Source organism: Bradyrhizobium sp. CCBAU 45384 (genome assembly GCF_028128665.1).
Classification (GTDB): Bacteria; Pseudomonadota; Alphaproteobacteria; order Rhizobiales; family Xanthobacteraceae; genus Bradyrhizobium; species Bradyrhizobium manausense.
The window spans coordinates 22,074-44,952 of sequence record NZ_LBIZ01000120.1; the positions used below are offsets into that span (position 1 = coordinate 22,074).

Consider the following 22,879-nt stretch of genomic DNA (forward strand, 5'->3'; position numbering starts at 1 on the left):
CCAATTCACCAACAACCATTAGGGTTACTTCCTCGATCTCTAAGCGAATTATTGTCCGCTTTACCACCCGCCTCTAACAGAGGGACGGCGGACAACGCACATGCCTCATACAGGCCAATAAGTGCGGCCCGCTCCCCTGCGGAGGTGGTACGATGCGCAACGAGACGATCGCAATTCACGCGGGCTACGAGCCCGAAGCCACCACGCATGCGGTCGCCGTGCCGATCTACCAGACCGCCGCCTACGCCTTCGACAGCGCCGATCACGGCGCCGCGCTGTTCAATCTCGAGGCCGAAGGTTTTCGTTACAGCCGCATCGCCAATCCGACCAGCGCCGTGCTGGAGAAGCGCATCGCCCAGCTTGAAGGCGGCGTCGGCGCGCTTGCGGTCGCGACCGGCCAGGCTGCGCTGCATTTTGCTTTCGTCAACGTCGCCGATCACGGCGGCAACATCGTCTCCGTGCCGCAGCTCTATGGCACCACCCACACGCTGCTGTCACACATCCTGCCGCGGCAGGGTATCACCGGCCGCTTCGCCGAGAGTGATGCGCCCGAGGCGATCGCAAGGCTGATCGACGAGAACACCCGCGCCGTGTTTGCCGAGACCATCGGCAATCCCGCCGGCAATGTCTGCGACATCGAGGCCCTCGCAAAAATCGCGCATGCCCATGGCGTGCCGCTGATCGTCGACAACACCGTCGCAACGCCGATCCTGCTCAAGCCGTTCGACTACGGCGCCGACATCGCCGTGCATTCGCTGACCAAGTTCCTGGGCGGCCACGGCACCACGCTCGGCGGCGCCATCGTCGATTCCGGAAATTTCCCCTGGGCCGAGCATGCCGACCGCTTCCCGGCCTACAACAAGCCGGATGCCTCCTATCACGGCCTCGTCTATGCCGAGCGCTTCGGCAGGACCGCCTATATCGAGCGCGCGCGCAGCGTCTATCAGCGCACCATGGGTTCGGTGCTGTCGCCGTTCAACGCCTTCCTGCTTTTGCAGGGCATCGAGACCGTGGCGCTGCGCATGGAGCGCCATTGCGAGAACGCCCGCAAGGTCGCCGAATTCCTGCGCAACGATCCGCGCGTCGCCTGGGTCAACTATACCGGCTTCCCGGATAGCCCCTATTATCCGTTGGTCCAGAAATATCTCGACGGCAACGCTTCCTCCCTGTTCACCTTCGGCATCAAGGGCGGCATGGAGGCTGGCAAGGCCTTCTATGACGCGCTGAAGCTGATCACGCGTCTCGTCAATATCGGCGACGCCAAGTCGCTGGCCTGCCATCCGGCCTCGACCACGCACCGCCAGATGTCGGCGGAGCAACAGCGCGCTGCCGGCGTGCTGCCGGAGACCATCCGTCTCTCGATCGGCATCGAGCACGCCTCTGATATCATCGAGGACATCGATCAGGCGCTGGAAAAGGCCTGTCCGGCCGCGCGTCTCCAGGCGGCGGAGTAAGCAATCGGGCCGATGAGCATCTTGATCGCCAGGGATCAAGGGATCGCAAGCCCGGCGCTGGTTCCGGCCGAGGGCGACCTCGCGCGCGATCATGCGGGTGCTGCGCTCACCATTGGGCTGATCAACAACATGCCGGATGCAGCGCTGAAGGCGACCGAGCGGCAGTTCATGAAGCTGCTGCAGGCCGCCGCGGGACCGCGCCGCATCCGCTTCCATTGCTTCTCGCTGCCGTCGGTGAAGCGTTCGCCGGAAGCGAAATGGCATGTCGAGAGCGAATATTCCGATCTGGTGGATCTCAAGCACCAGAAATTCGATGGCCTGATCGTGACAGGCGCCGAACCCATCGCGCCCGACCTCGACCAGGAACCGTATTGGCGCGATCTCACCGAGCTGATCGACTGGGCCAGGGTCAATACGCGCTCGACGATCTGGTCGTGCCTCGCCGCCCATGCCGCGGTGCTGCATCTTGATCGGATTGAACGGCAGCGGCTGCCGTCGAAATGCCATGGCATCTTCGACTGCGAGGCCGTGACCGGCGACCCGCTGACCCGCGATGCGCCGGCGCCGCTCAAGGTCTCGCATTCGCGCCTGAACGAGGTGACCGAGAGGGATCTCGCACAGGCCGGCTATCAGGTGCTGACCCGGTCGGCCCAAGCTGGCGTCGACGTTTTCGTCAGGCAATATGCCAGCCGCTTCGTGTTCTTCCAGGGCCATCCCGAGTATGACGCGCTGTCGCTGCAGCGCGAATATCTGCGCGACATCGGTCGTTATCTCGCGCGCGAGCGGGAGGTCTATCCCGCCCTCCCGGTGAGCTATTTCGACGCGGCGACCGAAGAGAAACTCGCGCGCTTCGAGAAGCGCGCGAAGCATCAGCGTCATCCGGCGCTGACCAACGAGTTGCCTGCGCTGACCTTGCGGACAGATATTGCGGCCGGTAGCGCCGCGGCGGCGTTGTTTCGCAATTGGTTGCGATATCTCGGCGCGGAGGCGGATGCTCCACTGCCCGCGCCTTTAACCTCGGAGCCTCCGGTTCCGCGTTAGGATTACCCAAGCGTTAAACTTGCGTCACACCCCGCGCAAATGTTTCAGTGCAGAAATACAGAGTCACAGGGAATGCACTCGTGCTGTCAAGCCTCAACGGACGCTTGAGCAATCGGCTCGCCCGGCATTTCCGCGCCACGCCGCACCGCTTGCCGACACATGCACCGATGGTGAGCTTCACCTTCGATGACGCGCCCGATAGCGCCGCAGGCGAGGGCGCCGCGTTGCTGGAAGCCCATGGCGGCCGCGGCACGTTCTATATCGCCGGCAGCCTGATCGACCAGCCCGACCATCATTGGCGTGGCCTGTCGAACGATGCGATCGTGCGTCTGCACCAGGCTGGTCACGAGATTGGCTGTCATACCTTCTCGCATCTGCGCGCGGTGGATCTTGATGAGAGCGCGATGGCGCGCGAGATCGAGCTGAACCGTAGCCATTTCCGCGGCATCGACTCCTCGATCCGGCTTGAGAATTTCGCCTATCCCTATGGCCTCGCTTCGGTCTGGCGCAAGCCGCAGCTCGCCAAAACTTTCCGCTCGGCGCGGGGCATCCTTCCCGGCGTCAACAGCGACGTGATCGATCTCCAGTTCCTGCGCGCTTCGCCCCTGGTCAATTGCGAGATCGATACGGATGGGGTGGACCGTTACTTCGACGACGCCGTTGCGAGCGGTGGCTGGTTGATCTTCTACGGCCACGACGTCGTCGATGCGCCGAGCCCCTATGGCTGCACACCGGCCCTGCTGCACCACGCGCTGGAGGCGGCCGAGAAGCGCAGCATGCCGATCGTGACGGTCGCCGAGGCCTTGCGCAGGATCGGGGCGTAGAAGGGAAACACGGCGCCTTGCCGCCCAAATCGTCTTGCAACGTCCCCGCCGTCATGCGACTTGCGTCGTGACGAATCTCTCAAGCCCCCGACGCGCCCATGTCCGCCCCTTCCACCTCTCCGCTGCCAGTGTCGGCCGATGGCCGCGATGCGCTGTCGGTGCTGCATTCGGTGTTCGGGCTGCCGGGCTTTCGCGGCGCGCAGGGCGAGATCATCCGTCATGTGACCGACGGCGGCAATTGCTTGGTGCTGATGCCGACCGGCGGCGGCAAGTCGTTGTGCTATCAATTGCCGTCGCTGCTGCGCGAAGGCTGCGGCATCGTGGTCTCGCCGCTGATCGCGCTGATGCGCGATCAGGTCGCGGGCCTGATCGAGGCCGGCGTCAATGCCGCTGCGCTGAACTCGTCGCTGTCGTTCCAGGAGGCCTCCGAGATCGAGCGCCGTCTGATCGCCGGCGATCTCGACCTGCTCTATGTGGCGCCGGAACGGCTGGTCACGCCGCGCTGCCTGTCGATGCTGGCGCAGGCCAAGGTGGCGCTGTTTGCGATCGACGAAGCGCATTGCGTCTCGCAATGGGGCCACGATTTCCGGCCTGAATATGTCGGCCTCTCCGTCATCGCCGAGCGCTTTCCCGATGTGCCGCGCATCGCACTGACAGCGACTGCGGATGAGCTGACGCGGAAAGAGATCGTCCAGCGCCTCCAGCTGACCGACAGCCCGCAATTCGTCTCCAGCTTCGACCGGCCCAACATCCGCTACGAGATCGTCGACAAGCGCAACGCGGTGTCGCAGCTCAAGGATTTCATCCGGGAACGCCATGCCGGCGACGCCGGCGTGGTCTATTGCTTGTCGCGCAACCGTGTCGAAGAGGTCGCAGCTGCGCTGGATGACGCAGGCATTGCGGCGCTGCCTTATCACGCCGGGCTCGACAGCCAAGTGCGCTCGCGCAACCAGGACCGCTTCCTCAACGAGGACGGCATCGTCATCGTCGCGACCATCGCCTTCGGCATGGGCATCGACAAGCCCGATGTGCGCTTCGTCGCCCATCTCGATCTGCCCAAGAGCATCGAGGCCTATTACCAGGAGACCGGTCGTGCCGGTCGTGACGGCAAGCCGTCCGCCGCGTGGATGGCCTATGGGCTGTCCGATATCGTGCAGCAGCGCCGCATGATCGACGAGTCCAGCGGCTCGGACGAGTTCAAGCGCGTGTCGATCGGCAAGCTGGACGCGCTGGTCGGCCTCGCCGAGACCGCGCAGTGCCGGCGCAGGCGGCTGCTCGCCTATTTCGGCGAGACGGTGATGGCCGAGAATTGCGGCAATTGCGACAATTGCCTGACGCCGCCCAAGATGCGCGATGGCAAGGTGCTGGCGCAAAAGCTGCTGTCCTGCGTCTATCGCACCGGGCAACGATTCGGCGCGATGCATCTGATCGACGTGCTGATCGGGCGTCTGACCGACAAGGTGACGCAGTTCGGCCACGACAAATTGTCGGTGTTCGGCATCGGGCGCGAGCTCAACGAGAAGCAGTGGCGCACCGTGCTGCGGCAGCTGGTGGCGATGGGCCATTTGCACGCCGACAGCGAGGCGTTCGGCGCGCTGAAACTGACCGACTCGGCGCGCGGTGTGCTGCGTGGGGAGACCGAGGTGTGGTTGCGGGAGGAAGCGCCTGGCACGCGCGTCCGCTCCAGCCGCGCAAAGTCCCGCCGCGGCGACCTTGCGCCGGCTGCCGGCGCGCCACAAGGCGATGTCGATCCCGAATTGCGCGCGCGGCTACGGTCCTGGCGCTCGGATGTGGCGCGCGAGCGCGGCGTGCCCGCCTATGTCGTGCTGCACGATGCCACCATTGACGGCATCGTGCGGGCCTGGCCGACCACGCTCGACGAGCTGCGCAATGTCCCCGGCATCGGCGACAAGAAGCTCGAGCATTACGGCGAGGAGCTGTTGCAGATCGTCAGGACGCGGTAGGCGCGCCCCGATCTCCCCACATCGTCATCCCGGACAAGCGCGCCCAAAGCGCGTGCGCAGATCCGGGATTCATAACCACGGACTGAGGCACGTGGCATGCTGGTTGCCCCAGCGCGCTTCAACAATTGACGGCGGGGTAATGGGTACTGGCTTTCGCCAGGACGACGTTGGTGAGGATGCGCGAGGAGAGCCTCTCACCCGTTCCGGAACGCGTATCCGTAGCCGTTCAACGCAGGCGCGCCGCCGAGATGGGCGTAGAGCACCTTCGCGCCCTTCTCGAAATAGCCCTTCTTGGTCAGGTCGATCAGGCCCTGCATCGACTTGCCTTCATAGACAGGGTCGGTGATCATCGCTTCTAACCGTGCGGTGAGGCGGATCGCCTCCTTGGTTTCTTCCGACGGCACGCCATAGGCGGGATAGGCGTAGTCCTCGATCAGAACGACGTCGTCTGCAACAATGTCCTTGCCGAGCTCGACGAGTTTTGCAGTGTTCTGCGCGATCGAGAGTACCTGCGCCTTGGTTTGCGCCGGGGTGAACGATCCATCGATGCCGATCACCTTTCGCGCGCGGCCGTCGGCGGCGAAGCCGACCAGCATGCCGGCATGGGTGGAACCGGTGACGGTGCAGACGATGATGTAGTCGAACTTGAAGCCGAGCTCTTTCTCCTGCTTGCGCACCTCTTCGGCGAAGCCGACATAGCCGAGCCCGCCGAATTTGTGCACGGAGGCGCCGGCCGGAATGGCGTAGGGCTTGCCGCCGGCGGCCTTCACGTCCTCGACCGCCTGCTCCCAGCTCTTGCGGATGCCGATGTCGAAGCCGTCGTCGACCAGGCGCACGTCCGCGCCCATGATGCGCGAGAGCATGATGTTGCCGACGCGGTCATAGACGGCGTCCTCGTGGGGGACCCAGGCTTCCTGCACCAGCCGGCACTTCATGCCGATCTTGGCCGCGACGGCCGCGATCATGCGGGTGTGGTTGGACTGCACGCCGCCGATCGAGACCAGCGTGTCGGCATTGGAGGCGATCGCATCGGGAATGATGTATTCGAGCTTGCGCAGCTTGTTGCCGCCATAGGCAAGGCCCGAATTGCAGTCCTCGCGCTTGGCGTAGATCTCGACATTGCCGCCGAGATGTTTCGACAGCCGCTCGAGCTTCTCGATGGGGGTCGGGCCGAAGGTGAGCGGATAGCGCGCGAATTTGTCCAGATTCATGGGATCATCCCTGATGGCGTTATAGCTGGGATGTGACTAGCAATTCGCCGGAAAAAGGTGCTTTCGAATATTGCACCAATATTGCGCGTAATCTTGCCAAAGATGCGCTGGAAGCTAAGATTCCTTCCGAGAATATCCCCTAATCCGGAAGTTCCTTCCATGTCCGCACGACTCGATCGTATCGACCTCAAGATGTTGAGATTGCTGCAGAATAACGGCAGGCTCAGCAACGCCGAGCTGGCCGAAACTGTCGCGATCAGCCCCGCCACCTGCCATCGCCGCACCCAGCGCCTGTTCGAGGACGGCTTCATCGCCGCGGTTCGCGCCATGGTGGCGCCGAAGAAGGTGGCCAAGGGCACGCTGGTGATGGTCGGCGTGGTGCTCGACCGCTCGACCCCGGAGAGCTTTGCGACGTTCGAGCAGGCGATTGCCAGGCTGAAATTCGTGCTCGACTGCCACCTCGTCGCCGGCGATTTCGACTACTTCCTCAAGATCCGCGTCGGCGACATGGAAGATTTCAACCGCATCCATGGCGAGCAGCTGATCGCGCTGCCGGGCGTCCGCCAGACCCGCACCTTCTTCGTGATGAAAGAAGTCGTCGACAACGCGCCGCTGGAGTTCTGAGCGGTGTCGAACGATCACGGACGACTCCTGCTCTGAGCCGGGCGCGGAGCACCGAGACGCTCCACACCGCTTGCAAAATCGCACGGTCGTCACGGCAACTTCACTTGCCATGTGAGCGCACGCGGGCGACGGTCGCCGCTTCTCAACGAGGAGATCCGGCCGTGCGCCTTCCCATTCTCGATCCGAAAGAGCTGAGCGACGAGCAGAAGCCGCTCTATGCCGACATGCAAGCGGGCATCAAGGACCACTTCAAGGGCTTCGTGAACATGCGCGACGACGGCGCGCTGCTCGGTCCCTGGAATCCCTGGATCCGCGAGCCGCGCTTCGGCAAGCCGGTGTGGGAGCTGGTCAAGGCGATCGCGTCGAACCCGCTGCTGCCCGCGCCGGTGCGTGAGGTCGCGATCCTTGTCACCGGCTCGCATTTCCGCTCCGGCTACGAGCTCTACGCCCATGTGCTGGTCGCCGAACAGCGCGGTCTCTCCGACGAAAAGCTCGCGACCATCGTCGCCGGGCAACGGCCGGTCGATCTTACCAAGCAGGAAGCCGTCGCCTACGACATGGCGTCCGCGCTGGTCAGCGGCGGCGTTCTGCCGGAGCTGACCTGGCGCGCCGCCGTGAAGGAGTTCGGCGAGCACGGCGCCGCCGAGCTCTCCTACCTCGTCGGGGTCTATTGCATGGTTTCGGTCACGCTGAACACGTTCGACGTGCCGGTGCCGGAATAATCCGGAGTCATAGAGGCTAATTGCGCACGGCGTAAAGGGGCGTGCGCAGCGTCAGCTGATAGGACGGCTTCGGCATCCACGCGATCTGCGCGGTGATGCCGAACAGACGGTTGTCATTGTCGTCCATGCGGTCGAGGTCGAGCCGCAGGATCGGCTGCGTGAAGGGCTCCGCCAGTGTCCGGCGCGCAAGCTGCGCGCCGCCAAACGACTGCACGCCGAGGCGTCCGGTGAATTTCCAGTTGCTCGGCCATTGGTAATAGCCGCCGGCATAAAGGATCGTGTTCGGCTTGATCCGGGCGAGCTGGCTGGCGATGTCGGTGTGGGTGTATTGCACGCCGGCAAGCCAGCCCCGCGTCTCGTCCTCGTCCAGTGCGTAGTCGAATTCCAGCACGTGGTTGAACGAATTCGTCATGCCCTGTTCGTTCGGCACCGACTGCGTCAGGGTGGATTGCAGTGTGATGGTCGGGATCTTGCCGCCGTTCTGCCGATGGAGATCGGCCTGCACGCCGATATTCCAGCTGGTGATGTCGAAGGACGACCAGCCGCCACCGATATCCGCCGACGAGCCTGATACACCGCCATAGAGCGACACGCGATCGCTGACATCCACGGTCAGCGGCAGGTCGACGGCGATCGATCTTGCGGCCGGCAAGCCGCTCGGCAAGGTCACGCCGCGCTGCGCCGCCAGCGCCTCGAATGCGGCCGAGAGCGAGCTGTTGCCGAAGCCGAGCCCGAACGTCCCCGCCGGGATCGTCGCATAAGTGGTACGGAGATCGAGATAGATATTCGGGACGGCAGGCTTTGCCGGCGTGTCCTCCTCATCAGCGGCGCAGGCGGCGCCTGACGAGGCCGTCAGACAAAGCAGTCCCATCGCGATCGTGCGCCAGGCCAGACGATCAATTCGGTTGCGATGAGACACGTGACAATCCGGCGCGTGGCACTCTGGTGACGGAATTGCTCGCTAGATGGAACGTGATCGTTCGTGGGGTCAAGGTCTATCCGTGGGCCATGGACGATGCGGATGTACGCGGTTACCCTGCCGTGATCGCACCGACACACTCGCCCGCCAGTCTGCCGACAGGGCAATTGAAGGACGCCAGCCATGAATCCGTCACGCCGCATCCTGCTCACTGGCCTGGCCGGGCTTGCCATGGCTCCGACGGCGGTCGCCGCTGCGCCGGTGCCGGCTGCTGGTAACGCTACCGTTGCCGAGGAGCGCTTCGCGCGCATGATTGCCGCAGCCCATGCGTCCGACGTCACCTGCGTCGAGCAGGCCGAGCGCTATGCGGATGCGCATTGGCCGGAGTATGTCGCTGCGGCGCGGGCCGTGCTCGACGCACGCGCGTGATTGGAGCGCTTATTTCACCACCGCACGCCGCACCTGCTCGCCGATCTGCGACAGCACTAGCTGCGCCTGCGGTAGAATCGCGCCCATGGCGTGGAAATTGTGGACCATGCCGTCATGACAGACGTGCTCGACCGCGACGCCGGCGGCGAGCAGCTTGCGCGCATAGGCATTGCCCTCGTCGCGCATCGGGTCGAATTCAGCGGTGTGGATGATTGCAGTCGGCAGGCCCGCGAGCCGCGTCGCGCGCAGCGGCGAGATACGGGGATCGGCGGCATCCAGGCCCTCGGGCAGATAGTCGGACAGGTCAGCCTCGATGGTGGCGCGGTCGATCAGGTGTCCCTCCGCGAAGGCCTCGCGCGAAGGTGATACCTCCTCGAAATCCAGCACCGGGCAGATCAGGCATTGTGCGGCGATTGACAGGCCGGCGCTCTGCGCCGCCTCCTGGCAGACGATCGCTGCGAGCGTGGCACCGGCAGAATCGCCGCCGACAACCAGCCGTTCGGCATCGATGCCGAGTGTTTCAGCCTCGCGCGCAACCCATTCGGTGGCCGCGACCGCGTCGTCAACGGCAGCGGGATATTTGTGCTCGGGCGCGAGACGGTAGTCGACCGACACGAGACGGCAGCCGGTCGCATGCGCCAGCGCCGCCGCGATCCGGTCATGCGTCGCGATGCTGCCGGCGACGAGCCCGCCGCCATGAAAGAAAACGAAGCCCGGCGCGCGGGAGCCGGCAGACGCCGGCGAATAGAGTCGATAGGGCAGCTCTCCGCCGGGGCCGGGCAGCACGCCGTCGGAGGCGCTCACATCAGGCGCCTCGGCGCGCGCAAATTGCATCAGCTTGGCCAGCGATTGCCGCCGCGCTTCGACGCTCGGCCGGCTCCGCGCCTGCGGCGCAGCTGCGGCCATCATGGTCAGCAGGCGCTTGGCGAGTGGATCGAGTGGCATGGGAAACTCCGTGACATCCAGGTATTATAGCCGGTTTGGTGGCGATGTTGTCTCAACCTCCGTCCGGGGCAAGAGTTGATGCTTCGCCGCAGCAAATCGTTTAGAAATTGGGACAAGAGTGCCCGGATATTTTTCGAGGGAGGCCTGTCATGGCCGAGATCAAGAAGCCGATCGACTATTCGCCGAGCTGGACCTTCTTCGAAGGCAAATGGCACGACGGCAATGTGCCGATCATGGGGCCGCGTACCCATGGCGCCTGGCTCGGCTCGGTGGTGTTCGACGGGGCGCGCGCGTTCGAGGGCGTTGCGCCCGATCTCGATCGTCACATCGCCCGCGCCAATCAATCCGCGATCAATTTCGGCCTCAAGCCGGTGGTCGATGCCGACACCTGGCTGGCGCTCGCCAATGACGGCATCGCGCGGTTCGCGCCGAATGCCGAGCTGTATATCCGTCCGATGTATTGGGCGCAGAATGGCGTCGGGGGCGGCGTGCTGTTCGACCCCGAGACCACCAATTGGTGCCTGTGCATCTACGAGGCGCCGATGCCGAAACCGACAGGCAGCGCGATCACGCTGTCGCCGTTCCGCAGGCCCACCGCCGAATGCGCGCCGGTCGATGCGAAAGCGGCCTGCCTCTATCCGAACAATTCGCGTGCCCTTGCCGAAGCCGCCTCGCGCGGCTTCCAGAACGCGCTGATGCTCGACCTGCTCGGCAACGTTGCCGAGTTCGGCAATTCCAACGTGTTCATGGCCAAGGACGGTGTCGTCTTCACGCCGGCACCGAACGGCACCTTCCTCAACGGAATCACGCGCCAGCGCGTGATCAGCCTGCTCCGTGCCGACGGCGCCACCGTGGTCGAGACGACGCTACGCTATCAGGACTTTCTCGCCGCCGACGAGATTTTCTCGACCGGCAACTTTGCCAAGGTCGCACCCGTGATTCGCATCGACGAGCGGGAGCTGCAGCCGGGTCCGTTCTACACCAAGGCGCGCAAGCTGTATTGGGACTTTGCCCATGCGGTGAAGCTGGCGGCGTAGCGCGACTTGCTCCGCTGTCATCGCCCGACTTGATCGGGCGATCCAGTATTCCAGAGGCGCCAATGATTCCTCAATGGGCTGCGGCGTACTGGATGCCCCGGTCAAGCCGGGGCATGACACCTGTGTCTAACGGCTTCTTTTGAACCGGCTGAACTGAAACGCCTGGGTCGAATGCCACGGCGTCGGATGCATCTCGCTGCGCGTCTCGACCAGCTCGAACGCGGGCCCGAGCTCCCTTGAAAGGCTGGCGCTGTCATGCCGCTGCACCGGCAGGCCGCTGCATTTCTCCGGGCCGTCAGGCGCGAACGTCGCGATGATCACCTGTCCGCCTGCCGCAACCGCCGATCGCAGGCGCTCGACATAGGCAGCGCGGTCGGCCGGATCGGTCAGGAAGTGAAACGCGGCGCGATCGTGCCAGACATCCCAGGTCCTCGCCGGCCGCCACATCGTGACATCAGCCACGATCCAGTCGACCGCCGAGGCGGCCGCACCGATTCGCTTCTTCGCCGCGTCGAGCGCATTTGCGGAGAGATCCAGCACCGCAATGTCGCGATAGCCGTGTTGCTGCAGTGCATCAACCAACCGCGACGCGCCACCACCAATGTCGATGATGCCGGCGGTGTGATCCGGACTGGCCGCGCGGATCATCTCGAGCGAGATCGCCGGGCTGTCCTGAAACCAGCTGACCTCGGTCTCACCCTTGGTGGCGTAGACATTCTGCCAATGTGTGGTGCGATCGGACATGGTGGCTCCGGCCTTGGCCGGCATGGCGGCGCGCTGCTGGCGATGCCGCTATTGATTTGCAGTACGCGCGCCCGCGGCTCGCGGACGCGCCAGTGCGAACGAGAGACTACTCGTCCTTCTTCGACATCCGCTCGAGGCGTTCCTGCATGTCCTTCATCTGCTGGCGCAGGTCGTCGATGTTGGTGTCCTTGGCGGGCTCGGCATTCGCGTCGGGCTCCGGTTCCGGAGTGGCCGATCGCGCAGGCGTCGCAAATGGCTTGAACATCGAGAACGTCTGCTGGAACAGCTCCATGTTGCGGCGGACCTGCTCTTCCAGCGGCGCGAAGGGCGTGCCTGATAGCGTGTTGGCGATCTGCTTGCGGAACTTCTCCTGCTCCTGGGTCAGCGTCGCGATCGACTGCTCCAGATATTTCGGCACCACCATCTGCATGCTGTCGCCATAGAAGCGGATCAGCTGACGCAGGAAGGTGGTCGGCAAGAGGTTCTGGCCGGCCTTGTTCTCCTGCTCGAAGATGATCTGGGCGAGCACGGAGCGGGTGATGTCGTCGCCGGTCTTGGCGTCGTAGACTAGGAAATCTTCGCCATCCTTGACCATGGCGGCGAGATCCTCGAGCGTCACATAGGTGCTCGTTCCGGTGTTATAGAGCCGGCGGTTCGCGTATTTCTTGATCGTGGTGGGTTGGTCTGATTTCGCCATGGGCTCTCACTTGCAAGCGCGGAGAACGGGAACCTTGCGGCCATGCCGCAGGGCGGGACGAGTACGCAACGCAACAAAGTAAGCATTTTCAACGGGGGCACGCCACCGTTTTGTGCGGCACGGTTAATTGCGCAGCAAAAACTTGCTTGCGAAAGCACCAGGAACGCTATTTTGAATGCGGTGCGGCATTGACATGCCTCAACGACGTTAACAGGATGCCGGACGAGACTGACGGGCCTTTTCCTGCGCCCGCCCGCCCCCTCGACACAGAACCTCAAGCCCCAGGAGATGCCCATGTCAGACGATGTCGTCATCGTCAGCGCCGCCCGCACCCCGGTCGGAAGCTTCAACGGAGCCTTCGCGACCCTTCCCGCACACGACCTCGGCGCCGTCGCCATCAAGGCGGCGCTGGAGCGAGGTGGCATCGAGCCCGGCCGGGTCTCGGAAGTCATCATGGGCCAGATCCTGACCGCGGGTCAGGGCCAGAACCCCGCCCGGCAGGCCTCGATCGCGGCCGGTATCCCGGTCGACAGCCCGGCCTGGGGCGTCAACCAGCTCTGTGGCTCAGGCCTGCGCTCCGTGGCGCTCGGCTATCAGGCGCTGGTGAACGGCGATTCCGACATCGTGGTCGCCGGCGGCCAGGAATCCATGAGCATGGCCCAGCACGCCCAGCACCTGCGCGGCGGCGTCAAGATGGGAGCGCTCGAATTCGTCGACACCATGATCAAGGACGGCCTGTGGGATGCCTTCAACGGCTACCACATGGGCAACACCGCCGAGAACGTGGCCAAGCAATTCCAGATCACCCGCGCCCAGCAGGACGAGTTCGCAGTCGCTTCGCAGAACAAGGCCGAGGCCGCGCAGAAGGCCGGTAAGTTCAAGGACGAGATCGTTCCGGTCACCATCAAGACGCGCAAGGGTGACGTGGTCGTCAGCGACGACGAATATCCACGCCACGGCGCAACCCTCGATGCGATGGGCAAGCTGCGCCCGGCCTTCGAGAAGGACGGCACGGTGACGGCCGGCAACGCATCCGGCATCAATGACGGCGCCGCTGCCGTGGTGCTGATGACCGCAAAGCAGGCGGCCAAGGAAGGCAAGAAGCCGCTCGCGCGCATCGTGTCCTGGGCGCACGCCGGCGTCGATCCGAAGATCATGGGCACCGGCCCGATCCCGGCCTCACGCCTTGCGTTGAAAAAGGCCGGCTGGAGCGTCGGCGATCTCGACCTGATCGAGGCCAACGAGGCGTTCGCGGCGCAAGCCTGCGCCGTCAACAAGGACCTCGGCTGGGATACCTCCAAGGTCAACGTCAATGGCGGCGCGATCGCGATCGGTCACCCGATCGGCGCTTCCGGCGCGCGCGTGCTGGTGACGCTCCTGCACGAGATGCAGAAGCGCGATTCCAAGAAGGGCCTCGCCACGCTGTGCATCGGCGGTGGCATGGGCATCGCAATGTGTCTCGCGCGAGACTGAAACTGACACTTGACTGACGGGTGCGCTGCACACGCAGGCAGAGTGCGATGCACGCGATTAAAAAGGCGGCGGTTGCAAATCAAATATTCTTCGCAACCGCGCCAGCCTCGACTAAATACAAACGCCCGGCTCAACGCCGGGCGTTTTGTTCTTGATGTCCGTCAAACCAACCGCATAATCCATCGCTAAAAACGATCGCTCAGAAACGTCCGAAGAGTCCAAGGGAAGGAATACGATATGGCAAGAGTTGCATTGGTGACGGGTGGTACGCGGGGCATTGGAGCTGCGATCAGCAAGGCGCTGAAGGCGGCCGGCTACAAGGTCGCGGCGAGCTACGCCGGCAACGACGCGGCGGCGGAGAAGTTCAAGTCCGAGACCGGTATTGCCGTCTACAAATGGGACGTCAGCAGCTTCGATGCCTGCGCCGAGGGCGTAAAGAAGGTCGAGGCCGATCTCGGGCCGGTCGAGGTGCTCGTCAACAATGCCGGCATCACGCGCGACACCGCCTTCCACAAGATGACGCTCGAGCAGTGGAACGCCGTCATCAACACCAATCTCGGCTCGCTGTTCAACATGACGCGGCAGGTGATCGAGGGCATGCGTTCGCGCAAGTTCGGCCGCATCATCTCGATCTCGTCGATCAACGGCCAGAAGGGCCAGTTCGGCCAGGTCAACTATTCCGCGGCGAAGGCCGGCGACATCGGCTTCACCAAGGCGCTCGCGCTCGAGAACGCCAAGGGCGGCATCACCGTGAATGCGATCTGCCCCGGCTACATCAACACCGAGATGGTGCAGGCCGTGCCGAAGGACGTCCTGGAGAAGAACGTGATTCCGCAGATTCCGGTCAACCGGCTCGGCGAACCGGAGGAGATCGCCCGCGCGGTCGTGTTCCTCGCGGCCGACGAAGCCGGCTTCATCACCGGCTCGACGCTGTCCATCAATGGCGGCCAGTATCAGGCCTGATAGGGATATCAAGCCTGTAGCGCCAGCCGCGACAAGGCGATAGTGAAGACGCAAATGCCCGGCCTCGCGCCGGGCATAAGCGTCCTCAGAGCCTTTGATCGATGACCCCGCGTACTGCCACACTGATCGGATTGACCGCGATTCTGATGTGGTCGCTGCTGTCAGTGATGACGGTGGCAACCGGCAAGATTCCGGCCTTTCAGCTCGCCGCCATGACGTTCGCGATCGGCGGCCTCGTTGGGCTCCTCACCTGGATCGGCCGCGGTGATGCTGCAAAGAGCCTGCGGCAGCCGCTGGTGGTGTGGGTCGTCGGCGTCGGCGGCCTGTTCGGCTATCACGCACTGTATTTCCTCGCGCTGCGCTTTGCCCCGCCCGCCGAGGCGGGCCTTCTCAATTACATGTGGCCGCTGCTGATCGTGCTGTTCTCGTCCTTCCTGCCGGGCGAGCGGCTCGCCGTGCATCACATCGTCGGTGCGGTGCTCGGCCTCGTCGGCACGGTGCTGCTGTTTGCCGGCAATACGTCAGGCTTCGCGCCGGGTGCGGTGCCGGGATTGATCGCGGCCTTCATCGCCGCCTTCGTCTGGGCGACGTATTCGGTGCTGTCGCGGCGATTGAAGGCCGTGCCGACCGATGCAGTCGCCGGCTTCTGTCTCGCCACGTCAGCGCTCGCCGCGCTGATGCATGGTCTGCTCGAGACCACGGTATGGCCGGAGACCATTTTGCAATGGCTCGCCGTGATCGGGCTCGGCATCGGCCCGGTCGGTGCTGCCTTCTACGCCTGGGACGTCGGCATGAAGCGCGGTGACATCCGCGTGCTGGGCGCCGCCTCCTATGCGACGCCGCTGCTCTCGACCGGCTTCCTCATCGCCGCCGGCTTTGCCAAAGCCAGCGCCAACATCGCCATTGCCGCGATCTTGATCGCCGGCGGCGGCCTGATCGCGGCGAAGGACATGGTGCTGCGGAAGCGATGAGGCGCGTCAAGGCGCCGGCTGCCAGCCAGGCGGCCGATACATCGTTTCCGGAATCTGTCCGAGCTCGGAGCGCTGCAAGCGTTGCGGCGTCAGGCCGTAGAATTCCTGGAAGCTGAGAATCAGCGGCCGCCATTTGTCCGGGTCGATGCGATTGCTCGCGCCGTCCATCATGATATCGGGATGCGCATGGACACGGGTGACGCGGAGCTCGATCGCGGCGAGATTGCCGCGCCAGACCGCATCATCCTGCGCCATTTCATGCACGTAGGCGACCTTCGCCTCCATCTGCACCGGGCATTGGGCCGCACGCGGTGCGCTGACCGTTTCGCCCGGCAACGCCGTCAGGCCGCTAAGGCTGAACTTGTCCTTCACGTGCCGGTAGCCGCGATAGAGTTTGCCAGGCGGCACGGGATTCGAGCCCGTGGTGCGGGCGAGGCGGTCGACGGCGGTGACAAGATCTGCCGACGGCAGATTGAGCACGCATTCGCCGGTACGAATCATATTCTCGGTTGTTTTTGAGTTGCGCGCGAGCCCGAGCATGCAGCGCCATCCGACCCACCACGCCGAGGACATCGGTGCGAGATTGTGAGTGCCGTCGTCGTTGGTCGATCCGATCAGGACGACCGGCGTTCCGAAATACAAAATGGCCGGGTCGATCTGGACGGCGGCTGAACCGAGTGTTCCGTGCATCGTGCGCTCCTGTTGACTGGAAGCGCTGTCCTAAGACGTGCCGCGGATCGAACCCACCCGATTTCAGATTGCGACTACGGCTCCCAGCCTTTCGGCGCGAGCTCGAACTTTGCGAACTCGAACGCCGGCGCCACGGTGCAGCCGACCAGCGTCCACTCGCCAGTGGTCTCCGCCATTTGCCAGGCGTGCACCGGCACGATGGCCTGCGGCCGCTCGCCGCTGACGAGATCGGTGCCGAGCCGCACCTCGTGCTGGGAGCAGCCCTCATGGGCGATGCGCAGCATCAAGGGGCTGCCGGCATAATAGTGCCAGGTCTCGACCGCATCGATCCGATGCCAGTGCGAGCGCTCGCCGCGCGCCAGTAGGAAGTAGATCAGCGTCGAGCGTGACCGGCCGTTCGCGTCGGTGGCCTGGTCGCGAAAGGTCTCGCGGTAATGGCCGCCCTCGGGATGCGGGCGGAGTTCGAGGCGCGCGATGATCTCGGCTGCGGTCGGCATCGATCCCCGGCAGGATTTATTGTTCAAGACTTTGCGTCAGGACTTGTTCTTGCGCTCGCGCAACTCGCCGAACACTGCGGCGGCATCCGCGCCCTTCATGTGAAGCCTGGCTGCGACCGCCGGTTCATCAGCGCGCAGGAACACGTTTGCTCGCTTCTCATCTCCAAGCAGCGAGGGAATCGTCGGCTTGTTCTCCGCCCGCAGCTTCGCAACCTCGGCCGCCCGTGCCTGCAGCGCCGCATTGTCGGGCTCAACGGTGAGTGCGAATTTGACGTTGGACGCCGTGTATTCGTGGCCGCAATAGAGCTTGAAGTCGTCGGGGAGCGCCCGCAGCTTCAAGAGCGAGTCCCACATCATCGGATAGTTGCCCTCGAACACCCGGCCGCAGCCGATCGAGAACAGCGTGTCGGCGGCGAACAGCGTCTTCTCGGTATCGAACACGTAGGATATGTGATCGAGCGTGTGACCGGGCGTTTCCAGCACGCGCCCCAGCAACGAGCCGACCTTGACCACGTCGGCATTGGCAACGCGCAGATCGACATTGGCGATCTTCGTCGTCTTGTCATGCGGCGCGACGACGCGGCAATTGTATTTCTGCTTGAGCTCGGCGACCCCGCCGACATGATCGCCGTGATGATGGGTGATCAGGATGTCGGTGAGCTGCCAGCCCTCACGCTCCAGCGCCTTGATGATGGGGCCGGCTTCGGGGGCGTCGATCGACGCGGTTGCCTTGGTTTCCACATCGTGGATCAGATAACCGAAATTGTCGTTTAAACAGGTGAAAGTACGAATTTCGGCGGCCATGACATCTCCATCGCGCTCAGCCCCGCCAGACAAATATGGCGTTAACGTTGCGCAGGCAATGCAATATTGGGCGCGCAGCCGCGCCCCAGCGCATGTTACATTGCCCTCATGACCATCGACGTCGTCGACCTCAGAGAATTCTATTCCCGCCGTCTCGGCATCGTGGCGCGGCAGATGATCAATCGCGGCATCAGGGAACGCTGGCCGGGCGCCGAGGGCCAGCGCGTGCTCGGTATCGGCTACCCCACGCCCTATCTCGGATTGTTCCGCGAGGACGCGGAGCGCTGTATCGCCTTCATGCCGGCAGCGCAGGGCGTGCTCAAATGGCCGACCGGGCGGCCCGCGCTGGCCGCGCTGGTCGATGAGTTCTCGCTGCCGCTTCCCGACGCTGCGGTGGACCGCATCCTGCTGATCCATGCGCTGGAGATGTCGGACGATCCGGCCGCGCTGCTGCGCGAGGTGTGGCGGGTGCTGTCGCCCTCAGGGCGCGTCATCGCGGTGATTCCGAACAGGCGCGGCGTCTGGACGCGGAGCGACAACACGCCGTTCGGCCACGGCCGTCCCTATTCGCGCTCGCAGATCACGGACCTGTTGCGCCAGACCTGGTTCACGCCGACCGGCTGGGGCGAGGCGCTGTTCATGCCGCCTTATGCCGGCCGCTGGGTGCTGAAGTCAGCGCAGATGTGGGAGCGGGCTGGAGCGGCGCTGTCGCTGCCCTTCGCCGGCGTCCACATCGTCGAAGCGACCAAGCAGGTCTATCGCGCGATCCCCGCCAAGCGCGAACGTGCCAGGCTGATTCCCTCGCTGGCGAAGCCGGTGCTGGTGCCGTCCTCGACCACGGTGAGGCGGGGCTGAAAACGAATCGTCCCGGCGAGGCCGGGACGATTGCAATCCATCACGATCGGAAGTGTGGCTTACTCGCCCGGGGCGAGATCGTCGCTGGTCGCGGCCGGAGCGGCCTCGCGCTCGGGACGCGGGCCACCATGCGGCCGGCGGCGTCGCCGCGGATAACGCTCGCCCCCGCCGCCATTGCCACCTTCGAAGCCGCCGGGCGCCCCGTTGGTCTGCGGCTGCGCGCCGGTGATGAAGGACGGCAGGCGATCGACGCTGCCGGCATCGGCGACGACAGGTTGCGGCTGGTTCTGCGGCTGCGGCTGCTGATGATATTGCGGCTGCGAACGATGGTCGCGCTCGCGATGCTCGCGCGGTTGCTGATCGCGCTGATAGGGCTGCTGGTTGTCGCGCTGCTGGTAGTCACGCTGGTGATCGCGCTGGCCGTCGCGGTCGCGCATGAAGGGCTGTTGCTGCGGCGGCTGCGGAACGAAACCCGGCTCCTGGCCGAAGGCCGAGAAATTATCGCCGTCGTCCTCGCCGTCATCGCTGCTGGTGCTGACGGGCTCGTCGCCGCGCGGTTGCTGGCTCTGGCGGAACTGCTCCTGGGCCGCCGCGATCAGGCGGAAATAGTGCTCGGCATGCTGGTAGTAGTTTTCGGCGGCAACCGGGTCGCCCGAGGAGCGGGCGTCGCGCGCCAGCTGAAGATATTTTTCGGCGATGTGGGAGGCAGTGCCGCGGATCTTGATGTCGGGGCCGTTCGATTCGTAGACCCGGGTCATCGGGTTCTGGCCGCGTCGGTTGTTGTTATTGTTGTTGTTGCGGTTGCGCATCCGCTGCTTGTTCTGACCGTTTCTCATGTCCTGCCTTTAATTCCAGCCCTAGAGGTTGCACGCATTACTGATTGCTAGGAGCGACTGACGACAAGGGTTCACAGGCCTCGCGCGCACCGCGCGCAAGGGCGGTTTGAACCCTGCCAATGTTCGTCGGCCGTCGCGTTCAACAAAGACGCGTTCCCCACCCGCCAGCATCTATTGCCAGCGAACCCATTCATATCGCCTGCCGAAACAAGCCCAGCTTTGTTGCGTAAGTCTTCAAGCGCAATATCAGGCTTTCGTTCACGTTGCGGTCGGAGAGCAGCGCAGCTCTACTGGCCATCGCGCTCAACAGGACCTGCGGCTTGGAACCTATAATCAGTAAAGCTCTCGCCCGAGAGCCCGGCTTTCGCCCGTTGGTCTACGGGGCCGGCACCGATGTGTTGACCGGAACGTAGTCGTTCCCACGGGATATTCCAAGAGGTTTTTCGAGCCCAATCCGGCTTTTATGGGGGCATTTTTCGGGCCGAGACGGCCCTGGGAATGCCCGCCAGGTCAGCCTTGGGGGGCCGGTCGATCGATAACGCGGCAGCTGCCATTAAGGTTTCAATCATCGGCGCCTGTCCCTGGCCGGCCTCGACGATCAGCGCCCCGCCGGGGGTGAGCAGGCCGGCTGCCTGGGGAATCAGGGCACGGTAGGCATCGTATCCGTCATTGCCGCCATCAAGCGCCAGGTGCGGATCGTACTCGCGGACCTCGATGCCCAATTTCGGAATCTCCCCTGCGGGAATATAGGGCGGGTTGGACACGATCAGATCGAACGGGCCGCGAAGGGCCGCCGCATACGAGCAGGCGACGAAGCTGGCGCGGTGGGCAAGGCTGAGGGCGGCGGCATTGACCCTGGCGGTATGAAGCGCGGTCAGGCTGAGATCGGTGCCGACACCAAAGGCTTCGGGAATCTCGTGCAGCAGCGCAAGCAGGATCGCGCCCGATCCGGTGCCGATATCGGCGATAACAGGCGGATGAGAGCGACCGAGCTCGCGAAAATGCTCGAGTGCACGCTCGACCACCGTCTCGGTATCGGGTCGGGGGACCAGGGTTGCTTCCGACAAACGAAACGGCAGACCCCAGAATTCCCTGATGCCGAGAATGCGGGCGACCGGCTCATGTGCGAGCCTTCGCTGCGCGTAACCTTCGAGCCGCGCTGCCTCCTCTGGCGTGAGCGGTCGCGCCGCCTCCGTGATCAGGCCGGTCAGATCGAGCCCCAGTGCAGCGCCAACAAGCAGGCGCGCATCGAGGGACGGCTCCTCGACGCCGGCCGATTGCAGCAGCGCCGACAGCGCACGTCGCGCGCTCTCGATGCTCTGTCCGGGATCAAAGCCTGTCGCCAAGGGGAACCATCCTGCCTGGCATCGTGGATAGATCGGCTGCCTTGCTTGCGTCAACGGAAACGAGCGCGCTTGATCACCGCGCAGCGCAGGAGGGACATCCCCATCGGATAGCTGTGCATCCGTGACGTCGGCCGGTTGGTCCGGCTACGGCCGCTTGCTACTTTAGGCTAAGCCTCCCGCGACGGCGGGCGGCATGGTCGAGGCAGGCATGGCTCAAGCCAAGAGGGCGCGGCGGTTGAAGGTGGTGGCATCGGCGAGGCGCAGCACGATGCGTGACTCCGATTACGCAGCACTGGCGCAGTTTCGCTACCAGATCCGAAGCTTTCTGGCATTCAGCGAGGCGGCCGCCGCCGTACAGGGATTGACGCCGACGCAACATCAGGCGCTGCTCGGCATCAAGGGCTTTGTCCGCCCGGGACCGGCAACCGTCGGCGACGTCGCGAAATTTCTGCTGATCCGGCATCACTCCGCTGTCGAGCTGATCAATCGCCTCGAAAAGCAGGGCCTTGTCGCTCGCCTCGCCGATCCGGAGGATGCCAGGCGCGTGCATCTCAAGCTGACGAAAAAAGGCGAGCAGAAGCTCCAGGCGCTCTCGCGCAAGAACCTCGAGGAGCTCCGCCGCGCCGCGAGCCCGGCGCTGAGCCGTCTGTTGAAATCCTTCGGAGCGCCCGGCGAGGCCTGAACGCCCCGCGGCCTGTCAGGCCGCTGCGCCCTGTGCGGCGAGCTGCGCGGCCTGGTGCTCCGTGGTCAGCGCATCGGTGAGTTCGCCGAGCGCTTCGCCTGATATCACCTGCGGCAGCTTGTAGAGCGTCAGATTGATGCGGTGGTCGGTGACGCGGCCTTGCGGGAAATTATAGGTGCGGATGCGCTCGGAGCGGTCGCCGGAGCCGACCTTCTCCTTACGCTCGGCCGAACGTGCGGCATCGACGCGCTGCCGCTCGGCATCGTAGATGCGCGAGCGCAGGATGTTCATCGCCGAGGCGCGATTCTTGTGCTGCGAGCGGCTGTCCTGCATCATCACTACGATGCCGGTCGGAATATGGGTGATGCGGATCGCCGATTCCGTCTTGTTGACGTGCTGGCCGCCGGCGCCTTGCGCGCGCATGGTCTCGATGCGCAGATCCTCGTTCTTGATGTCGACGTCGACATCCTCGACCTCGGGCAGGACCGCGACGGTGGCCGCCGAGGTGTGGATGCGCCCCTGCGTCTCGGTGTCGGGCACGCGCTGCACCCGGTGCACGCCGGATTCGAATTTCAGCTTCGAGAACGCGCCGCGGCCCTGCACCTCCGCGATGATTTCCTTGTAGCCGCCGACAGTGCCTTCGCTCGCCGAGATCACCTCGACCTTCCAGCCCTGCAGGGCGGCGAAGCGCTCGTACATCCGGAACAGATCGCCGGCGAACAGCGAGGCCTCGTCGCCGCCGGTGCCGGCGCGGATTTCCAGCACGACGTTGCGGTCGTCCATGGCGTCCTTGGGCAGCAGCGCGATGCGGATCTTCTGGACGAGCTCCTCGATCTTCGGATTGAGCTCGTCGCGCTCGGCTTCGGCCATGCTGCGCATCTCGGCATCGGTCGCGGGATCGGCGATCAGCGCCTCGGTGTCGGCGAGCTCCCTGACGGCAGAGCGATACGTCTTCACCGCCTCGATCAGCGGGGTGATCTCGGCGAGCTCGCGCGTGACCTGGACGTAGCGCTCGGAGGAGAGCTGTCCGAGCGACTCGGCCTCGAGGGACGCGTGATGCGCGAGCAGGAGGTCCAGTTTGGCTTCGGGGAGTGACGACATGGTTCAGTCTCGAATGGCGGAGGGAAGCGAGGCGGCGACGGCGAGCGGCA

The 22,879-nt window shown here is 64.4% G+C and carries 24 protein-coding genes; 13 read left to right on the forward strand and 11 right to left on the reverse strand.

The features are described from left to right. Nucleotides 1-152 precede the first annotated feature (152 nt). The 4 genes from XH80_RS39815 (at nucleotide 153) to recQ (ending at nucleotide 5,283) form a co-directional block, all read left to right on the forward strand. Nucleotides 153-1,454 carry an O-acetylhomoserine aminocarboxypropyltransferase/cysteine synthase family protein gene (locus XH80_RS39815; protein ID WP_271603354.1) on the forward strand — a complete coding sequence of 434 codons (1,302 nt, stop codon included), beginning with the start codon at nucleotides 153-155 and terminating at the stop codon, nucleotides 1,452-1,454. A gap of 12 nt (nucleotides 1,455-1,466) precedes the next feature. Continuing rightward, a complete protein-coding gene (gene metA / locus XH80_RS39820) occupies nucleotides 1,467-2,495 on the forward strand; it encodes a homoserine O-succinyltransferase MetA (RefSeq protein WP_271603355.1) in 1,029 nt (342 codons plus the stop codon). 80 nt (nucleotides 2,496-2,575) lie between these two features. Continuing rightward, nucleotides 2,576-3,319, forward strand: a complete 744-nt coding sequence (locus tag XH80_RS39825; protein ID WP_271603356.1) for a polysaccharide deacetylase family protein — start codon at nucleotides 2,576-2,578, stop codon at nucleotides 3,317-3,319. Nucleotides 3,320-3,417: 98 nt separating this feature from the next. Continuing rightward, the gene (gene recQ / locus XH80_RS39830) at nucleotides 3,418-5,283 is read left to right on the forward strand and encodes a DNA helicase RecQ (RefSeq protein ID WP_271603357.1); all 1,866 of its coding nucleotides are present in this window, start codon (nucleotides 3,418-3,420) and stop codon (nucleotides 5,281-5,283) included. A 194-nt stretch (nucleotides 5,284-5,477) separates the two neighbouring features. On the opposite strand, the gene XH80_RS39835 is transcribed toward recQ, so the two are convergent. Further along, on the reverse strand, nucleotides 5,478-6,494 hold the full coding sequence (locus XH80_RS39835) for a 1-aminocyclopropane-1-carboxylate deaminase (RefSeq protein ID WP_057748155.1): 1,017 nt from the start codon (nucleotides 6,492-6,494) through the stop codon (nucleotides 5,478-5,480). Between the two features lie 159 nt (nucleotides 6,495-6,653). On the opposite strand from XH80_RS39835, the gene XH80_RS39840 reads away from it, so the two are divergent. Further along, a complete protein-coding gene (locus tag XH80_RS39840) occupies nucleotides 6,654-7,118 on the forward strand; it encodes an Lrp/AsnC family transcriptional regulator (RefSeq protein WP_148755822.1) in 465 nt (154 codons plus the stop codon). 161 nt (nucleotides 7,119-7,279) lie between these two features. Further along, nucleotides 7,280-7,840 carry a carboxymuconolactone decarboxylase family protein gene (locus XH80_RS39845; protein ID WP_220001239.1) on the forward strand — a complete coding sequence of 187 codons (561 nt, stop codon included), beginning with the start codon at nucleotides 7,280-7,282 and terminating at the stop codon, nucleotides 7,838-7,840. A 16-nt stretch (nucleotides 7,841-7,856) separates the two neighbouring features. Here XH80_RS39845 and XH80_RS39850 read toward each other — a convergent pair whose 3' ends face one another. Beyond that, nucleotides 7,857-8,711, reverse strand: a complete 855-nt coding sequence (locus tag XH80_RS39850) for a hypothetical protein (protein WP_271603942.1) — start codon at nucleotides 8,709-8,711, stop codon at nucleotides 7,857-7,859. A gap of 231 nt (nucleotides 8,712-8,942) precedes the next feature. On the opposite strand from XH80_RS39850, the gene XH80_RS39855 reads away from it, so the two are divergent. Next, nucleotides 8,943-9,188, forward strand: coding sequence for a hypothetical protein (locus XH80_RS39855; protein ID WP_057748140.1), 246 nt, complete (start codon nucleotides 8,943-8,945; stop codon nucleotides 9,186-9,188). A 9-nt stretch (nucleotides 9,189-9,197) separates the two neighbouring features. Here the strand turns inward: XH80_RS39855 and XH80_RS39860 are convergent, their stop codons facing one another. Beyond that, nucleotides 9,198-10,133: an alpha/beta hydrolase gene (locus XH80_RS39860; protein ID WP_271603358.1), complete on the reverse strand. Its 936-nt coding sequence runs from the start codon at nucleotides 10,131-10,133 to the stop codon at nucleotides 9,198-9,200. 149 nt (nucleotides 10,134-10,282) lie between these two features. Here XH80_RS39860 and XH80_RS39865 point away from each other — a divergent pair, with 149 nt between their 5' ends. Then, nucleotides 10,283-11,170: a branched-chain amino acid aminotransferase gene (locus XH80_RS39865; protein ID WP_271603359.1), complete on the forward strand. Its 888-nt coding sequence runs from the start codon at nucleotides 10,283-10,285 to the stop codon at nucleotides 11,168-11,170. Nucleotides 11,171-11,296: 126 nt separating this feature from the next. Here XH80_RS39865 and XH80_RS39870 read toward each other — a convergent pair whose 3' ends face one another. After that, complete coding sequence (locus XH80_RS39870) at nucleotides 11,297-11,914, reverse strand: class I SAM-dependent methyltransferase (protein ID WP_271603360.1); 618 nt, start codon at nucleotides 11,912-11,914, stop codon at nucleotides 11,297-11,299. 106 nt (nucleotides 11,915-12,020) lie between these two features. Beyond that, nucleotides 12,021-12,611, reverse strand: coding sequence for a polyhydroxyalkanoate synthesis repressor PhaR (phaR, locus tag XH80_RS39875; protein WP_057747408.1), 591 nt, complete (start codon nucleotides 12,609-12,611; stop codon nucleotides 12,021-12,023). Nucleotides 12,612-12,905: 294 nt separating this feature from the next. Between phaR and XH80_RS39880 the strand changes: the two genes are divergently transcribed. The 3 genes from XH80_RS39880 to yddG all read left to right on the forward strand — a co-directional run bounded on the left by XH80_RS39880 (nucleotide 12,906) and on the right by yddG (nucleotide 16,018). After that, nucleotides 12,906-14,084 (forward strand): acetyl-CoA C-acetyltransferase, encoded by a 1,179-nt coding sequence (locus tag XH80_RS39880; protein ID WP_057747409.1) that lies wholly within the window; start codon nucleotides 12,906-12,908, stop codon nucleotides 14,082-14,084. Nucleotides 14,085-14,321: 237 nt separating this feature from the next. Beyond that, on the forward strand, nucleotides 14,322-15,047 hold the full coding sequence (phbB, locus tag XH80_RS39885; RefSeq protein ID WP_271603361.1) for an acetoacetyl-CoA reductase: 726 nt from the start codon (nucleotides 14,322-14,324) through the stop codon (nucleotides 15,045-15,047). Nucleotides 15,048-15,148: 101 nt separating this feature from the next. Then, nucleotides 15,149-16,018, forward strand: a complete 870-nt coding sequence (gene yddG, locus XH80_RS39890; RefSeq protein WP_271603362.1) for an aromatic amino acid exporter YddG — start codon at nucleotides 15,149-15,151, stop codon at nucleotides 16,016-16,018. A 6-nt stretch (nucleotides 16,019-16,024) separates the two neighbouring features. Here yddG and XH80_RS39895 read toward each other — a convergent pair whose 3' ends face one another. From XH80_RS39895 to gloB, 3 genes are all read right to left on the reverse strand, one after another. Continuing rightward, the gene (locus tag XH80_RS39895) at nucleotides 16,025-16,708 is read right to left on the reverse strand and encodes a flavin reductase family protein (RefSeq protein WP_271603363.1); all 684 of its coding nucleotides are present in this window, start codon (nucleotides 16,706-16,708) and stop codon (nucleotides 16,025-16,027) included. 74 nt (nucleotides 16,709-16,782) lie between these two features. Further along, nucleotides 16,783-17,205 (reverse strand): cupin domain-containing protein, encoded by a 423-nt coding sequence (locus tag XH80_RS39900; protein ID WP_271603364.1) that lies wholly within the window; start codon nucleotides 17,203-17,205, stop codon nucleotides 16,783-16,785. Nucleotides 17,206-17,241: 36 nt separating this feature from the next. After that, nucleotides 17,242-18,009: a hydroxyacylglutathione hydrolase gene (gene gloB, locus XH80_RS39905; protein WP_220001247.1), complete on the reverse strand. Its 768-nt coding sequence runs from the start codon at nucleotides 18,007-18,009 to the stop codon at nucleotides 17,242-17,244. A 108-nt stretch (nucleotides 18,010-18,117) separates the two neighbouring features. On the opposite strand from gloB, the gene XH80_RS39910 reads away from it, so the two are divergent. Beyond that, a complete protein-coding gene (locus XH80_RS39910) occupies nucleotides 18,118-18,864 on the forward strand; it encodes a methyltransferase domain-containing protein (RefSeq protein WP_057747414.1) in 747 nt (248 codons plus the stop codon). Nucleotides 18,865-18,923: 59 nt separating this feature from the next. On the opposite strand, the gene XH80_RS39915 is transcribed toward XH80_RS39910, so the two are convergent. After that, the gene (locus XH80_RS39915; RefSeq protein ID WP_271603365.1) at nucleotides 18,924-19,700 is read right to left on the reverse strand and encodes a DUF4167 domain-containing protein; all 777 of its coding nucleotides are present in this window, start codon (nucleotides 19,698-19,700) and stop codon (nucleotides 18,924-18,926) included. Between the two features lie 461 nt (nucleotides 19,701-20,161). Further along, on the reverse strand, nucleotides 20,162-21,046 hold the full coding sequence (prmC, locus tag XH80_RS39920; protein WP_271603366.1) for a peptide chain release factor N(5)-glutamine methyltransferase: 885 nt from the start codon (nucleotides 21,044-21,046) through the stop codon (nucleotides 20,162-20,164). A gap of 208 nt (nucleotides 21,047-21,254) precedes the next feature. On the opposite strand from prmC, the gene XH80_RS39925 reads away from it, so the two are divergent. Beyond that, the gene (locus XH80_RS39925) at nucleotides 21,255-21,728 is read left to right on the forward strand and encodes a MarR family transcriptional regulator (RefSeq protein ID WP_271603367.1); all 474 of its coding nucleotides are present in this window, start codon (nucleotides 21,255-21,257) and stop codon (nucleotides 21,726-21,728) included. A 15-nt stretch (nucleotides 21,729-21,743) separates the two neighbouring features. On the opposite strand, the gene prfA is transcribed toward XH80_RS39925, so the two are convergent. Next, a complete protein-coding gene (gene prfA, locus XH80_RS39930; RefSeq protein WP_271603368.1) occupies nucleotides 21,744-22,829 on the reverse strand; it encodes a peptide chain release factor 1 in 1,086 nt (361 codons plus the stop codon). Between the last annotated feature and the right edge of the window lie 50 nt (nucleotides 22,830-22,879).